Origin of the sequence: Ruminococcus sp. MCC718 (assembly GCF_018783905.1) — a bacterium.
GTDB classification, from domain to species: domain Bacteria; phylum Bacillota; class Clostridia; order Lachnospirales; family Lachnospiraceae; genus Hominisplanchenecus; species Hominisplanchenecus faecis.
In genome coordinates this window covers 15,062-30,152 of the sequence record NZ_WQNP01000024.1, presented here as the reverse complement: position 1 = coordinate 30,152, position 15,091 = coordinate 15,062, and the positions used below count along the sequence as shown (strand labels likewise).

The window sequence follows — 15,091 nt, the reverse complement described above, 5'->3', positions numbered from 1 at the left end:
CCCGAAGGGCACGTAAAAGTGCCTTCTTGGGAATTGTTCATTTTGCACATTGCTGTACGTTTTTGAACGGCCATAGTTTTAAAAAACACTTCATATCATATTTTACACGCTGACATGAAACAGCCTTTTGCCACGCTGGTGCACGCAGAAAGTTTTTAGAATCAAAACGTTCCGCATCAAGATAGTAAAAAGAGTGGATACTGTTTTTTCTTTCCATGCAGCAAAAGGGATGTGAAGTGCAGAATTGTGCCAGATAGTAAAAAAGCAGAGGCATAGTGACGGCGGCAGATTTCCGTTACTTTACCTCTGCTTTTTCATGTTCTGCCTTTTGGCTTGAAAGGCTGTTACGCTTCAGAGACAGGGGTCAGGCCAGGAGCTTTTAGTAATGTGCAGACGAGGCACATTGTAAAACATGGTGCGTAAAATAATACAGCCATGATGAATGCGAAAACAGCCGCTGTCTGAGCCTCGAAGAGGCGAGTTTAGGCGAAGGGCGGCTAACAGGCGAGCGAACCGAACAGGAAACGCAGCGTGTCAGGAGATTGTTTTCGAATCATCATGGCGTTATATATTTTATAAAATCATTTCTATGGCGTTCATTTGCACATTCTAAAACCTCCGCCACAACTTTTTATTTGAAAGTATATGTATTTTTTTCTGACTTTTGGTATTTTTTTGAACGCTAAAAAACTCCCCACATTCCACGCTTTCGCGTTTCCTGTGGAGGAGTTCTGCATTTTTCCAGAAACAGAGTTTCATCTGCCTGAGTTTTGATCAGATCCTCAGCTTATACCGGATAGGCTCCGTTTTTAGTATCTGCTACGGTCTGGTCTACCTTTGTCTGCTGTGCTTCTCTGTATTTGAAGAAGTCTACAGCTACCTGTGGGAACAGTGCATAGGTCAGTACATCTTCATCCTGCTGTTTCCACTGAGCCATTTCTTTCTCCAGTTTGCCAAGTTCCGGCTCCAGAAGGTCTGCCGGACGGCATGTGATGATCTTCGCATCGCCGATGCACTTCTTCTGAACTTCTTTGTTGAACGGTTTTGCGGTTGCACCGTATTTACCGGCGAGGACATCTTTTGTCTCTTTGGTTACCATCTTGTAACGTTCACCCATGATCACGTTAAATACAGCCTGTGTACCAACGATCTGTGAGGACGGTGTAACCAGAGGGCACTCACCGAGGTCTTTTCTTACACGCGGTACTTCTTCCAGAACATCGTAGAACTTGTCTTCTGCGTGCTGTTCTTTCAGCTGAGAGGTCAGGTTGGAAAGCATTCCGCCCGGTACCTGGTACAGCAGTGTCTTGATGTTTACGCCCATGTTCTTCGGATTGAGCAGTCCGCTCTCCAGTGCATCGTCACGGATCGGTCTGAAGTAATCAGCGATCTCTGCCAGAAGCTTCTGATCCAGGCCGGTATCGTACGGTGTGCCTTTGAAGGTCTCTACCATAACTTCGGTTGCCGGCTGAGAAGTTCCCAGTGCGAACGGTGACATTGCAGTATCGATGACATCGATACCGGCTTCTACGGCTTTCAGGTAAGTCATGGAAGCAACACCGGAGGTGTAGTGTGTATGCAGCTGAACCGGGATCTTAACTGCTTTTTTCAGAGCGGTTACCAGTTCGGTTGCTTTGTACGGAAGCAGAAGACCTGCCATGTCTTTGATACAGATGGAGTCTGCACCCATGTTCTCAACGTCTTTTGCCATCTTTGTCCAGTAATCCAGGGTGTAAGCATCACCCAGGGTGTAAGACAGTGCTACCTGTGCATGTCCTTTTTCTTTGTTTGCTGCTTTGACTGCGGTCTGCAGGTTACGCAGGTCATTCATACAGTCAAAGATACGGATGATATCGATACCGTTTGCGATGGATTTCTGTACGAAATATTCTACCACATCATCTGCATATGGACGGTATCCCAGGATGTTCTGTCCACGGAACAGCATCTGCAGTTTTGTGTTTTTGAATCCGGCACGGAATTTACGAAGTCTTTCCCATGGATCTTCTTTCAGGAAACGTAAGGAAGCATCAAACGTTGCACCTCCCCAGCATTCTACGGAATGATATCCAACCTGATCCATTTTTTCTACGATCGGAAGCATCTGCTCTGTTGTCATACGGGTTGCAATCAGAGACTGATGTGCGTCACGCAGAATTGTTTCTGTAATACCAACTGGTTTTTTTGCATTATTCTGCTTTTTTGCAATATCTGCCATGATCTATATCCTCCTAAGTTAATAACGTTTTATACACCGAAAATAGCCATGAATGTACCGGCCGCAACGGCTGTACCGATAACACCTGCTACGTTAGGTCCCATTGCATGCATCAGCAGGAAGTTGGTCGGATCTGCCTCTGCACCGACTTTCTGAGATACACGGGCTGCCATTGGTACGGCAGACACACCTGCGGAACCGATCAGCGGGTTGATCTTGCCGCCTGAGAGCTTGCACATCAGTTTACCAAACAGAACACCGCCCGCGGTACCGAATGCAAATGCGATCAGACCAAGTGCTACGATTTTCAGAGTATCCAGGTTCAGGAATGCTTCTGCACTTGTAGATGCACCTACAGAAGTACCAAGCAGGATAACTACGATGTACATCATTGCGTTTGAAGCAGTTTCTGTCAGCTGTTTTACAACACCGCTCTCGCGGAACAGGTTACCGAGCATCAGCATACCAACCAGCGGAGCTGTTGTCGGCAGGATCATACACACAACGATCGTGATGATGATCGGGAACAGGATCTTCTCCAGTTTAGAAACCGGACGGAGCTGCTGCATTTTGATCTTACGTTCTTTTTCTGTGGTCAGAAGTTTCATGATAGGCGGCTGAATGATCGGCACCAGTGACATATAAGAATATGCTGCCACTGCGATCGGTCCCATCAGTGCGGACTGTCCCAGCTTTCCTGCAAGGAAGATCGAAGTCGGGCCGTCAGCACCACCGATGATGGAGATCGCTGCTGCTGCTTTTCCGTTGAATCCCATCAGGATTGCCAGGAAGTAAGCTGCATAGATACCAAGCTGTGCTGCTGCACCAAGCAGGAAACTGATCGGATTTGCAATCAGCGGACCAAAGTCCGTCATCGCACCGACACCCATAAAGATCAGGGACGGCAGAATACTCCACTCATCCAGTAAATAGAAATAATGTAAAAGTCCACCTACACCGTTTGATGTCTCTTCCGGTGATGCCATGATATCCGGGTAAATATTAACCAGAAGCATACCGAATGCGATCGGAACCAGAAGCAGCGGTTCAAAACCTTTTGCGATTGCCAGGAAAAGGAATACACAGGCAACTGCGATCATCAGGTAGTTTCCCCAGGTCAGGTTAAAAAACGCCGTTTGATGGAGCAGGTTGGACAACGTATCGATTACGTATGACATAATTCAACCTCCAATATCTTAGTTCATGGTTGCCAGAACATCACCATTTTCAACTGCTGCACCAACTGCAACATCAATGCTTGCAACGGTTCCGTCCTGAGGTGCTACTACAGGGATCTCCATCTTCATAGCTTCCAGAATGATGATGTTGTCACCTGCTTTTACGCTCTGTCCTACAGAAGCTTCGATTTTCAGGACTTTGCCCGGTACGGAAGCTTCTACTTTAACGGAACCTGCACCTGCTGCTGCCTTCGGAGCTGCTTTTGGAGCTGCTTTTGGTGCTGCCTTCGGAGCTGCCTTTGGTGCTGTAGGTGCTGCACTTCCTGTTCCTTCTTCTACTGTTACATCATAAGCTGTACCATTTACTGTGATTGTATATGTTTTCATTTCAAATCCTCCTGTCAGGCTCTGTGCCATTTATTTGATTTCTTGATTGAACGGACAACAAAACTGTCTCCTGAAGTATTTTCGTAAGCTGCGATCGCTGCGGAAATAACCGCTACCAGTTCCAGGTCATCTGCAAAATCTTCATCTGCCGCTTCGCTCTGGGCGATTGCCGGTGCAGGTGCCTCTTCTGCTTTCGGTGCTTCCTCTGCGGCTTTCTTCTTGCCGACATTCTGGAATTTCTCTATGTACTTGAACAGTCCGATCACAAAGCTTAAGAATAGCAGCATCAGAAATACGATGCCGATTCCCATCAGTGTGTTCATTCCGGCACGCTGCATATTTGCTGCCAGAGAATACTGTACGCTGTAGGTCATGCTGGTGTACATCTGCTGACCTAAATCCAGCATCAGGACAACATCTGCTTTTGCTTTTTCAAACTGAGCAACGGTTGAGATCGTAACAACGTCTCCGTCTTTTTCCACATCCTGGGAAACGATGGAAGAATAAGCACCAAGCTCATCTTTTACACTTTTCCAGGACTCCATGGTCGCCGTGGTAAATGCATCATCCTGTGCAAGATAGTTTTCGATTTCTTCATCAGAAAATCCTGCGATCTGTGAGATCAGTGTCTCTGCTGCGGACTTGTAGTTGGCAGCCTCATCCTCTGTCACGGTATCTGCTGCAAATGCACATACGGACATGGCAAGTGTCAGAGCCAGTACACAGACCATCGCCAATAAACTTTTTAATTTTCGATTCATATTATTCACCTCACTTATACCGTGCCATGTTTTTTCGCCGGGCGGTCTTCTCTCTTTGTGAATAACATTTCAAATGCACCGATTACATACTTTCTGGTGTCTTCTGCGGAAATGATGGTATCAACATATCCTCTTGCTGCTGCGGACTGTACGCTCTCCTGCAGGCTTGCATATTCTGCTGCCTTTTCGTTGATCGTAGCTGCGTCAGCATCCGCATACATGATCTTGGCTGCCAGTTTTGCATCCATCATGCCAATGCTCGCATCTTCCCATGCATAAGTCATATCTGCTCCGACTGCCTTGCTGTTCATGGCAACATAGGCACTTCCGTAAGCTTTTCCGATGATCACATTTACCTTCGGAACGGTAGCATCTGCAAATGCATGTGTCATCTCTGCAACTGCGGTTGCGATGCATCTCTCAGAATGTTTGTCTGCCTTGAAACCGGTTACATTGGTCAGAGTCAGTACCGGGATATTGAATGCGTCACAGAATTTTACGAATCTGGCTGCTTTTCTTGCTCCTCTTGCAGTCAGGACTGCTTCAAACTCTTCTGCTTTTTCACCGTCTGCACCGTAAACTTCCGTACGGTTTGCCACAGCTCCGACGGTTGTTCCGTTCAGTTTCAGGAAACCGGTTACCATCTCTTTTGCATAGTCCGCTTTTGTCTCAACAAAATCCTGGTCATCTGCGATGTTGGAAAGAAGGATCGCCGTATCGCCTGCTGCATTTGCAAGATCTGCACATACACGGTTCAGATCATCGCTGCAGTCATCCACTGCATCTTCTTCGTTGTTTGCCGGAAGCAGCGTTACCAGTTTGCGGATACCTGAGAGAACTTCGTCTTCGCTGCCAGTAAAGTCAACCAGTCCTGCGTCCTCACTCTGGAATTTTGCGGATGCGGTATTGCATTTGGAAACTTCGTTTCCTTCCAGTGCGTTCGGAGAATTTACAAATAATTTTGCGTTTTTGCTCTCCATGAATGTAAAATCTGTCAGAGCCGGCATAAGTGCCATACCGCCGCCGCAGGTACCAAATACAGCTGTGATCTGTGGGATCACACCGGATGCCAGTACCTGTTTTGCATAAATCTCACCCAGTGCATTCAGTGCATCGGTTGCTTCCTGCAGACGGATACCTGCACAGTCGATCAGTCCGATCACCGGTGCACCCATCTTTAATGCCATATCGTACAGACGTGCGATTTTCTTTGCATGCATTTCACCGATGGTGCCGCCCAGTACAGATGCATCCTGGCTGTAAACATAGACCAGATTGCCGTCGATCACACCATAACCTGTGATTACACCGTCTGACGGTGTTGCTGTCTGCTTCAGGTTGAAATCTGTGTTTCTGGCAGTCACACAACCTCCGATTTCAACAAAGCTGTTCTCATCAAGTAAAGAAGCGATTCTTGTACTTGCCAAGTTTTGTGCTGTATTACTCATTGTTCAGCCCTCCATTAATAATTTATTAAAAGAAAAAAAATTTTCTGCCGATTGTAATTGTAATGGTTTTTGGAAGATTTAGCAAGTATTTTCTCGTTTTTCTCACTTTTTTTGTAGCACAACACCAGAAATAATCCGAATTTCATTCATGTTCCGTCATGCACATTCATTTTATTTCATTTTTCGTTGAATTTTAAACTCTTTCGTTGAATTTTGAACATAGCCTCAAACCTCTTACTTTGCATGTAAGAATGACCGAATGATATTCTAACCTTTTCTTTTCCGTCATCATCAGGATATGAAAAACTTTTTTATGATCTGCCCGGCACACCACGACAGACTGATGCGTTCTGCCCCATCCGCAGTCACGATCTCGTTTTCTTTGATTTTTTCATTATTTAAAAACAGCGTTACGTTTCCCATCACCGTATCTGCTTCAAGGGGAGCCGCTGTTTTCGTTTTCATATGGCAGACCAGCTTCACCTCATCTTCATCCGATACAAGAAGGCGGATCTTATGCTCTTTTGTCTGCCCGCCCCGGGACTGCACCGCCGTTTTTACAAGACATGGATCTTTGATCTTTCCACTTGCCGGAATCCCGTCTTCCACCAGCACCTGCGGTGTCTGTGCGTTCATTTCAAATTCCCGGATGTAAAAATGTTCTTTTGCATAATCCATCAGCTTTTTCGTATCTGTCCACTTATAGCTCCGGTTGTTCGGCCAGCCGCAGCCAAGCAGTGCCACCACAAAGGTTCTGCCTTCGCTTTCCAGTGCCCCGACATAACAGTAACCTGCCTTTCCGGTAAATCCAGTCTTTCCGGTCAGTGCCCCTTCCATCATATCGAGGAATGCATTGTGATTGTAACAGCTGTAATGTTTCTTCTGCTCTACATCTGAAAATTCATACGTTTTTGTGCGGGTGATTTCAAGAAATTCATCCCTTTTCGGTGACTGCATGATGCAGTAACGCAGGATTCTTGCAAGATCCACAGCCGTCGTTGCGTGTTCTCCGCCCGCATCTTCGTCATCGAGTCCGTTCGGTGTCACAAAATGCGTGTCGCTGCATCCGATCTCTTCTGCTTTCTGATTCATTTTTTCCGCAAAAGCTTCCACACTGCCTGCCGTCTTTTCTGCCAGGATCACAGCCGCATCGTTGTGGCTCTCCAGCATCAGAGAATAAAGCAGATCCTTTACGTAAAAAGTTTCTCCCTTTTGTACACCAAGGTGTACTTTTGGCTGCATGGCTGCGTTTTCGGAGGCTGCTGCCGTATCGGATGGATCTGTATTTTCCAGTACCAGAATGCAGGTCATGATCTTTGTCGTGCTCGCCATGGCACGTACTTCCTGCTCATTTTTTCCAAACAAAATACGCCCGGAATCTCCATCCATCAGGACGGCTGACTGGGCGTACAGCTGCATATCTTCTGCTTTTGCAGATACCGGTGCTGCAAGCAGCAACAGCATAAAGATTATAAAGCTTCGGATCACCGTAATTCTTTTTTTCACTGCACACACTTCCCATCTGTTTTTTCCGCATGCACACGGCATCCGGTATGTTACAGTGTGTGTTCTTTTTCTTTTTTTATGCACATCGGATACGCTCTACTCATAATTCCGCTCAAAACGACCGTTCAGATTCTGTATATCTTCGAGCGTATCATAAAAATCTTCCAGAACGGTCACCGTCTCCGGAATCGCCAGGCGAAGCAGTGCCATCAGCTCCTCTGTGCTCTGTTCACAGCGTCTGAGCGGTCTTTTTCGCATGATATGACCCTGAATGCTGTCATAGGCTCCGATCAGCCGCATCCCCCACAGCAAAAGCATCCTCTTTGGAAATCTGTGGCACACCGTAATTCCCGTATAAAATTTCAGAGAATTTATGCTTTTTCGCACTGTCTTTTCTGGCAGTTCCAAAATGGCCGAGACCGCACGCACGCTCTCTTTTGATGCTTTCAGCTGGGCTGCCGGCTTAAAACGAAACGGATTCTTCCCCGATCTTTCCATCAGATAACGATCCAACTCTGTTTCGATCTCATCATGCCTTGCCCCGGTCTTCTCCATGTATTTTGCAATATAGGGATGACACGTACTGTCCAGCATATAATGGCAGATAAATCCAAATACATATGCCAGTGCCTCTTCATCCCCGGTTTCCTGACAGTATTCTTTGCATTTTCGAAAAAACGAGGCTGCGATCTGTTCATGCATCGCCATTCCCTTCTGATTGACCGGATTTTCATGGAACAGATGATAATAAAAAAGAATATCCGGTCCATGCTGGCCGATCCGGTAAGCATTCATATGCTCTTCCACGATTTCTTTTAAATTTTCCGGAAGCTTCTGATAAACCATTTTTCCAAAAACATCATGTGTATATGTGGTTGGCATAAAACATCTCCAATCCTTTCCCGGATACAAAGGCCGGTATCTTTCTGCCTCAATATCCCTATATGTCCAGTTTCAGCTGTACTTCTTCTTCTGCCTCTGCTTTAAAGTCTTCCATTTTGACCGTGCTGATCACCGGAAGCTCATCCAGCGACTGCACTCCGAAACTGCGTAAAAATTCTTCCGTTGTCCCAAAAACGATCGGTTTGCCCGGTGCATCGATCCTGCCAAGCTCTCTGACCAGATCATACTCAATCAGTTTATTGATCGCATGGTCACTTTTTACCCCGCGGATCTTCTCGATCTCCGCTTTTGTGACCGGCTGCTTGTAGGCGATGATCGACAACGTTTCCAGTGCCACATCAGACAGTGTTGCCTTTTTGGGCTGTTTCGCCACCCGGATCAGATATTCATACATCTCTTTTTTAGTGCAGAGCTGATAGGCATGTTCCAGCTCCACGATCTGAATCCCTCTGTCTTCTTTTTTATATTGCTCCATCATATCTGCGAGCAGTTCTTCTGTACTTTCAACCTTCATCTCAAGTGCCGCTGCAATCTTTTCGACTTCCACCGATCCGCCCATGGCAAACAGGATCGCCTCAACTGCCGCTTTCATCTGTCTTGTTTTTTGCGATGTGGATCTCACCGAAACTTTCCTCCTGAACGATCGTAATAACGCCTTCCTTCATCATCTCCAGAATGATGAGAAATGCTATGATAACCTGCATTTTCGTTGCCTGTCCAAGAAGCAGTTCCCGAAAATTGCAGACTTCGTGCTGCTCAATATATTCTGCCACTTTTTCCCGCATCTGATCCATGTCTACTTCTTCTTTCTGCAGTGTGCCGAACGTACTGCGGATCGGATCGATGCGGTTGTTCTGCCGCCGTATGATATCCACAAAAATCCGGTGCATCCTGGAAAGTGTCACGCCCGCAAGCAGCTCTTCTGTGGATACCGGCTGCTTATATGCCTTCACTTCTTCCGGCAGATCCTGCTTATGGTAGAGAACCTGAGCGGCATCCTGCCTGCGTTCCTTAAGTTCATAAGAAATATATTTATACATCTTATATTCGAGCAGCTGCTGCACCAGTTCCTGACGCGGATCTTCCTCTTCGCCCTCTTCGTTCACTTCTTTCGGGAGCAGCATCCGTGATTTGATATCCAGAAGCGTTGCCGCCATCAGAAGGAACTCACTCATCACGCCAAGATCCTGCTTTTTCATTTCATGGAGATACGCCATGTACTGGTCGGTGATCTCAGCGATCGGTATATCATAAATGCTGACTTTATTCTTTTCGATCAGGTGCAGAAGCAGGTCGAGTGGTCCTTCAAAAGCCTGTAATTTTACTGCAATCCCCATAATTTCACCTCTTGATCCGCACGGTAACGATCTCGGTCGGATTGTTGATCCGAAACAGGCCGGAATGATTACCCATGCCGGCACCGACGACCATGCTGCTTGTATCCATCTGATACAGACCGTGGTCATACTTCGGGAACAGCTGGAACTGCGGGCTGATGACTCCGCCAAAATACGGCAAACGGATAAAACCGCCGTGCAGATGTCCGGCAAAAGTAAAGTCCGCACCCCAGGCAGCATATTCTTCAAAAAAGACCGGATTGTGTGTCAGAAGGATCTGGTATGCATCCTGTTTTCGTTTTCCGATGCTTCGCTCCATGCCGACAACGGACGGATGTCTGCGGCTGAACCGCCGGTAATATTCCCACGGCAGCTCATACCCGGTCACGGCAACTTTCTCACCGTCGATCCAGAACCATGCCGTCTCGTTGTGCAGAACCTGCACGCCGCCGTTTTTCAGATCATCCATAAATTTCTGATATCGCTCCGGCTGATGTCTCTCCACACACATCTCATGGTTTCCGTTTACAAAACAGACCGGTGCAAGATCCGAAAGACGGGAGAGCAGAGCCACGGCTATGGCATCACCCTCCTCCCTGTCTCCGCTTAACATATCGCCCGAAGCCAGTATCAGATCCGGTTTCTGATCCCAGGCACACTCGATGATCAGCCGGTTTCCTGATTCGTAACAGGTCCCGTGCAGGTCACTCAAACAAAACAGGACCATTTCTCGCTTTGTGGTATCTTCTTTCTGTTTTTTTGTTGTCCCTATCTCATAAAATATCTTTCTCATAACTACAACTATAACATAGGATGTCGTTATGGTCAAAATATATTTGATGCCAGGGTCAAAAGCCTGAAACCACGATGTGCTTGCACAGGAGTGGTTTTATGGCTTAATGACCCGCCCCGATATGAGCATAAAAGTGGAGCGTAAGCTTCACGATATGCGAATAGCGGGTAGAATTGTGGGAGTACGAAGTACGGAACAATTCGTATGGCATCTTTTGGTGCTTAACATCATTTCGATCCTAAAGTAAAAACGCATCCACACCTTCCTGGAAATAATCCACAAAACCTGCCCTCTGCACTTCTTCTGTCGTCAGGATATCCACACTTCCGATCTGTTTTCCGTTCAGAAAATACTGCAGTTCTCCGGCTTTTTCCCCCTGTTTCACCGGAGCTGCAAGTGTTTCTTCTTTGATCTGCTTTCGTTCAATCTGCGAAAAGTCCACGCCTTCGGTATCCAGATAAGAAAAGGGTTCCCGGTATGTGCACAAAATATTTCTCTTTTTTCCGCCGGTCACTTTGATTTCTCCGGCTTCCGGCGGCTCTTCATCTTTGTAGATCCGGCAGATTCCAAATCCGTAGTTGAGCAGCGTCGCCGCATTGGCAAACCGGATTTTCGAATCCGGTCCTGCCATGATCACGCTGATCAGTGTGATATCGCCGCGTTTTGCCGCTGCCGATACGCAGAATTTTGCCTTGCCGGTACTGCCCGTTTTCAGTCCGATACAGCCGTCATAGCTTCTGAGAAGCTTGTTGGTGTTGGTAAGTCCGAATGCACTGCTGCCTCTTGCCGTCACATGCGTGATGTCCTCCATCCAGATTGTCGTGTACTGCTCAACCTGCGGAAAGTTCAGCAGAAGCTCTCTTGACATGATTGCAATGTCACGCGGCGTTGTATAGTGCTCATCCGAATCCGTCAGACCACAGCAGTCCACAAAATGTGTGTTCTCCATGCCAAGTGCTGCCGCCCGCTCATTCATTTTCTGAACAAAAGCTTCTTCGCTTCCGCCTATGTATTCTGCCATGGCAACGGAAGCATCGTTCCCGGATGCCACTAGAATACATTTGAGCAAAGTGTCAACCGTCTGTTTTTCCCCTTCTTCCAGAAATACCTGCGAGCCGCCCATGGATTTGGCATGAGCACTTGTCACCACTTCATCCTGAAGCGTGATCTTCCCGCTCTTTATTGCTTCCATGATCAGCAGTGTGGTCATGATCTTGGTGACACTCGCCGGGCTTCGCCTTGTATCCGCCTCTTTTTCATACAGGATTTTCCCGGTCGTCAGCTCCATCAGGCAGGCTGCCGGTGATTCGATTTCCACGTTTTCTGCAAAACTCTGTCCTGGAAATGCAGCTGTCGTTCCGCCTGTGATGAGCACCAGTGCAAGCAGCAGGCTGATTCCCCTTGTTTTCCACTTTTTCATATAAAACGCTCCTGTTTTTCCTATATAAACAGTATAAGCAGGCATTTGCTCATGCATGACAGGTCCGATACATTTTTCGCATCTGTTTTTGGGGGCGGCAGCACACTTTTGCACATCATACATTCCTCTCATTTTCAGGATATAAAGAAAACCTCCGGCATCACTGCCAGAGGCTTCATTTGCACATATTAGTTGTATTTACGCTTACGCGCTGCTTCGGATTTCTTTTTTCTTCTTACGCTTGGTTTTTCGTAATGTTCTCTTTTACGAATCTCCTGCTGAATACCAGCCTTTGCGCAGTTTCTTTTGAAACGGCGTAAAGCACTGTCCAAAGTCTCGTTTTCTTTTACGATTACATTTGACATAAATTCACACCTAACCTCCCTCCAGTTGTAGATTGTGCATAATACAACTGTCTGGGTATTTTATTGCACTTCTGACATTATAGCATATTTTCTCGAAACGTCAAGATTTTTCTTCTTTTTTCTCGATGAAAATTTTGCTTATTTGATCTGATCTTCCAGAATTCCTGCTACGGCTGCGATCGCTTCCGGGATCTTATCCGGATTTTTGCCGCCGGCCTGTGCCATATTCGGTCTTCCGCCGCCGCCACCGCCGACGATCTGTGCGATGCCTTTGACCAGATTTCCGGCATGGGCACCCTGTTTCATTGCTCCGTCGGTTGCAGTTGCCATCAGGCATACTTTTCCGTCATTTGCAGATGCCAGTACTACGACACCTTCGCCCAGTTTTTCTTTGAGCTGGTCTCCAAGGTCACGCAGTCCGTTCATGTCAACGCCTTCCAGTGCAGCTGCCAGCAATTTCACACCTTTGACTTCGGTAACCTTGTCCATGACATTTCCAAGTGCTCCCTGTGCCATCTTGCTCTTCAGCGCTTCGTTCTCGCTGTGCAGGGATTTTACTTCTGCCTGCAGATGCTCGATCTTGTCGCATACTTCATGCGTTCCGGCTTTCAGAAGGGCTGCTGCTTTTGCCAGCTGTTCTTCTACATTTCTATAATATGCAAATACACCCTGACCGGTCAGTGCTTCGATACGTCTTACACCGGATGCAACACCTGCCTCGGATACGATCTTGAATGCCTGGATCTCGCCGGTATTTGCCACATGGGTACCGCCGCAGAGCTCGATGGAGAAGTCTCCCATGGATACAACACGTACGTTTTCGGAATATTTTTCTCCAAACAGTGCCATTGCTCCTGTTTTCTTGGCTTCGTCGATGTTCATGATCTTTGTCACAACCGGAAGGTTTGCCTGGATTTCTTTATTTACCAGTGCTTCTGTCTTTGCGATCTCTTCTGCTGTCATGGCCTCAAAATGTGTGAAGTCAAAACGCAGTCTGTCCGGAGTTACCAGGGAACCTTTCTGTTCTACATGGTTTCCGAGTACGGCTTTGAGTGCTTTCTGCAGCAGATGCGTTGCACTGTGGTTCTTGCAGGTATCTGCTCTTTCTTCCGGTGCAACTTCCAGTGTCACTTTGTCGCCGACTTTGAACATGCCCTTTGTCACATATCCAACATGTCCGATCTTGCCGCCCAGCAGTTTTATCGTTTCTTCTACTTTGAACTCAGCATCTGCGGTGCGGATCACACCGGTATCGCCTTCCTGTCCGCCCATGGTTGCATAGAACGGTGTCTGTTCTACGAAGATCGTTGCCTTGTCTCCGTCAGAAACGGCATCTACAACTTCTGTCTCCGTTGTAAGTACGGTGATGTCAGATTCATAAGAAAGCTTATCATATCCCACAAATTCGGATGTGATGGATGGATCGATTTCATCGTAAACGGTTGCATCTTTTCCCATGTAGTTGGATACTTTTCGTGAAGTTCTGGCTTTGACTCTCTGCTCTTCCATTGCAGCTTTGAAACCGTCCTCATCGATGCTGTATCCTTTCTCTTCCAGGATTTCTTTTGTCAGATCCAGCGGGAATCCATACGTATCATACAGCATAAATGCATTTGCTCCGGAAAGTACTTTCTCGCCTTTTCCTTTCATTTCTTCTTCCATACCGTTTAAGATGTCCAGACCCTGATCAATGGTCTTGCCGAATTTTTCTTCTTCTTTGGTCAGCACATTAAAAATGAACTCTTTCTTTTCTTCCAGTTCCGGATATCCGTCTTTGGAACCTTCGATGACAGTCTCACTCAGTCTGCTTAAGAAATTGCCTTCGATGCCAAGCATCTTTCCGTGGCGTGCCGCACGGCGGATCAGACGGCGCAGTACATAGCCGCGTCCTTCGTTTGACGGCATGATACCATCGGAGATCATAAAGGTAGCAGAACGGATATGGTCCGTGATCAGACGGATGGATACGTCTTTTGCATCATCCTGCTGATATTTTACATTTGCAAATTCACACACTTTGTTGCGAAGTGCCTGCAGAGTATCTACATCAAAAATAGAATCAACATCCTGAACAACAACGGCCAAACGTTCCAGCCCCATACCAGTATCGATGTTCTTCTGCTTCAGCTCGCTATAATTGCCTTTTCCGTCGTTCTCAAACTGGGTGAACACGTTATTCCATACTTCCATGTAACGGTCGCACTCACATCCGACGGTACATCCCGGTTTGCCGCAGCCGTATTTTTCACCGCGGTCATAGTAAATCTCAGAACACGGACCGCAAGGGCCTGCACCATGCTCCCAGAAGTTGTCTTCTTTTCCAAAACGGAAGATACGCTCCGGTGCAATGCCGATCTCTTTGTTCCAGATCTCGAACGCTTCCTCATCGTTCTCGTAAATAGACGGATACAGTCTTTCCGGGTCCAGTCCGACTACCTGGGTCAAAAACTCCCAGGACCAGGCGATCGCTTCGTGTTTGAAATAATCGCCGAAAGAGAAGTTACCCAGCATTTCAAAGAAGGTACCATGTCTTGCTGTCTTACCTACGTTCTCGATATCGCCTGTACGGATACATTTCTGGCAGGTTGTAACACGTGTTCTTGGCGGCTTTTCTGCTCCCGTAAAGTATGGTTTCAGAGGTGCCATACCGGAATTGATAATCAGAAGACTGTTATCATTGTGCGGAACCAGTGAAAAGCTCTTCATTGCCAGATGTCCCTTGCTCTCGAAAAATTCAAGGAACATTTTTCTAAGTTCATTTACTCCATATGCTTT

At 46.9% G+C, this 15,091-nt stretch carries 13 protein-coding genes; all 13 read right to left on the bottom strand.

Annotated features, from left to right (window positions below; translation table 11 throughout):
- Positions 1-787 precede the first annotated feature (787 nt).
- The 13 genes from GPK60_RS03290 to alaS all read right to left on the bottom strand — a co-directional run bounded on the left by GPK60_RS03290 (position 788) and on the right by alaS (position 15,061).
- Positions 788-2,218, bottom strand: coding sequence for an oxaloacetate decarboxylase subunit alpha (locus tag GPK60_RS03290; protein WP_147631125.1), 1,431 nt, complete (start codon positions 2,216-2,218; stop codon positions 788-790).
- A 29-nt stretch (positions 2,219-2,247) separates the two neighbouring features.
- A complete protein-coding gene (locus tag GPK60_RS03285) occupies positions 2,248-3,396 on the bottom strand; it encodes a sodium ion-translocating decarboxylase subunit beta (RefSeq protein ID WP_022118819.1) in 1,149 nt (382 codons plus the stop codon).
- A gap of 18 nt (positions 3,397-3,414) precedes the next feature.
- On the bottom strand, positions 3,415-3,783 hold the full coding sequence (locus GPK60_RS03280; protein WP_022118820.1) for a biotin/lipoyl-containing protein: 369 nt from the start codon (positions 3,781-3,783) through the stop codon (positions 3,415-3,417).
- Between the two features lie 14 nt (positions 3,784-3,797).
- Positions 3,798-4,544 carry an OadG family transporter subunit gene (locus GPK60_RS03275; RefSeq protein WP_022118821.1) on the bottom strand — a complete coding sequence of 249 codons (747 nt, stop codon included), beginning with the start codon at positions 4,542-4,544 and terminating at the stop codon, positions 3,798-3,800.
- A 14-nt stretch (positions 4,545-4,558) separates the two neighbouring features.
- Entirely contained in the window at positions 4,559-5,992 is a 1,434-nt protein-coding gene (locus GPK60_RS03270) for a carboxyl transferase domain-containing protein (protein WP_022118822.1), read from the bottom strand.
- Positions 5,993-6,283: 291 nt separating this feature from the next.
- On the bottom strand, positions 6,284-7,498 hold the full coding sequence (locus GPK60_RS03265) for a D-alanyl-D-alanine carboxypeptidase family protein (RefSeq protein ID WP_346727706.1): 1,215 nt from the start codon (positions 7,496-7,498) through the stop codon (positions 6,284-6,286).
- A gap of 96 nt (positions 7,499-7,594) precedes the next feature.
- A complete protein-coding gene (locus GPK60_RS03260) occupies positions 7,595-8,380 on the bottom strand; it encodes a zinc dependent phospholipase C family protein (RefSeq protein WP_022118824.1) in 786 nt (261 codons plus the stop codon).
- Positions 8,381-8,438: 58 nt separating this feature from the next.
- Positions 8,439-9,023, bottom strand: a complete 585-nt coding sequence (gene scpB / locus GPK60_RS03255) for an SMC-Scp complex subunit ScpB (protein WP_022118825.1) — start codon at positions 9,021-9,023, stop codon at positions 8,439-8,441.
- The gene (locus tag GPK60_RS03250; RefSeq protein WP_022118826.1) at positions 8,977-9,738 is read right to left on the bottom strand and encodes a segregation/condensation protein A; all 762 of its coding nucleotides are present in this window, start codon (positions 9,736-9,738) and stop codon (positions 8,977-8,979) included. The genes scpB and GPK60_RS03250 overlap by 47 nt, the downstream gene beginning before the upstream one ends.
- A gap of 4 nt (positions 9,739-9,742) precedes the next feature.
- Positions 9,743-10,531: a metallophosphoesterase gene (locus GPK60_RS03245; RefSeq protein WP_215658848.1), complete on the bottom strand. Its 789-nt coding sequence runs from the start codon at positions 10,529-10,531 to the stop codon at positions 9,743-9,745.
- 238 nt (positions 10,532-10,769) lie between these two features.
- Positions 10,770-11,951: a D-alanyl-D-alanine carboxypeptidase family protein gene (locus GPK60_RS03240; protein ID WP_252191276.1), complete on the bottom strand. Its 1,182-nt coding sequence runs from the start codon at positions 11,949-11,951 to the stop codon at positions 10,770-10,772.
- Between the two features lie 188 nt (positions 11,952-12,139).
- Complete coding sequence (gene rpsU / locus GPK60_RS03235) at positions 12,140-12,316, bottom strand: 30S ribosomal protein S21 (protein ID WP_004054229.1); 177 nt, start codon at positions 12,314-12,316, stop codon at positions 12,140-12,142.
- Between the two features lie 138 nt (positions 12,317-12,454).
- Entirely contained in the window at positions 12,455-15,061 is a 2,607-nt protein-coding gene (gene alaS, locus GPK60_RS03230) for an alanine--tRNA ligase (protein ID WP_252191278.1), read from the bottom strand.
- Between the last annotated feature and the right edge of the window lie 30 nt (positions 15,062-15,091).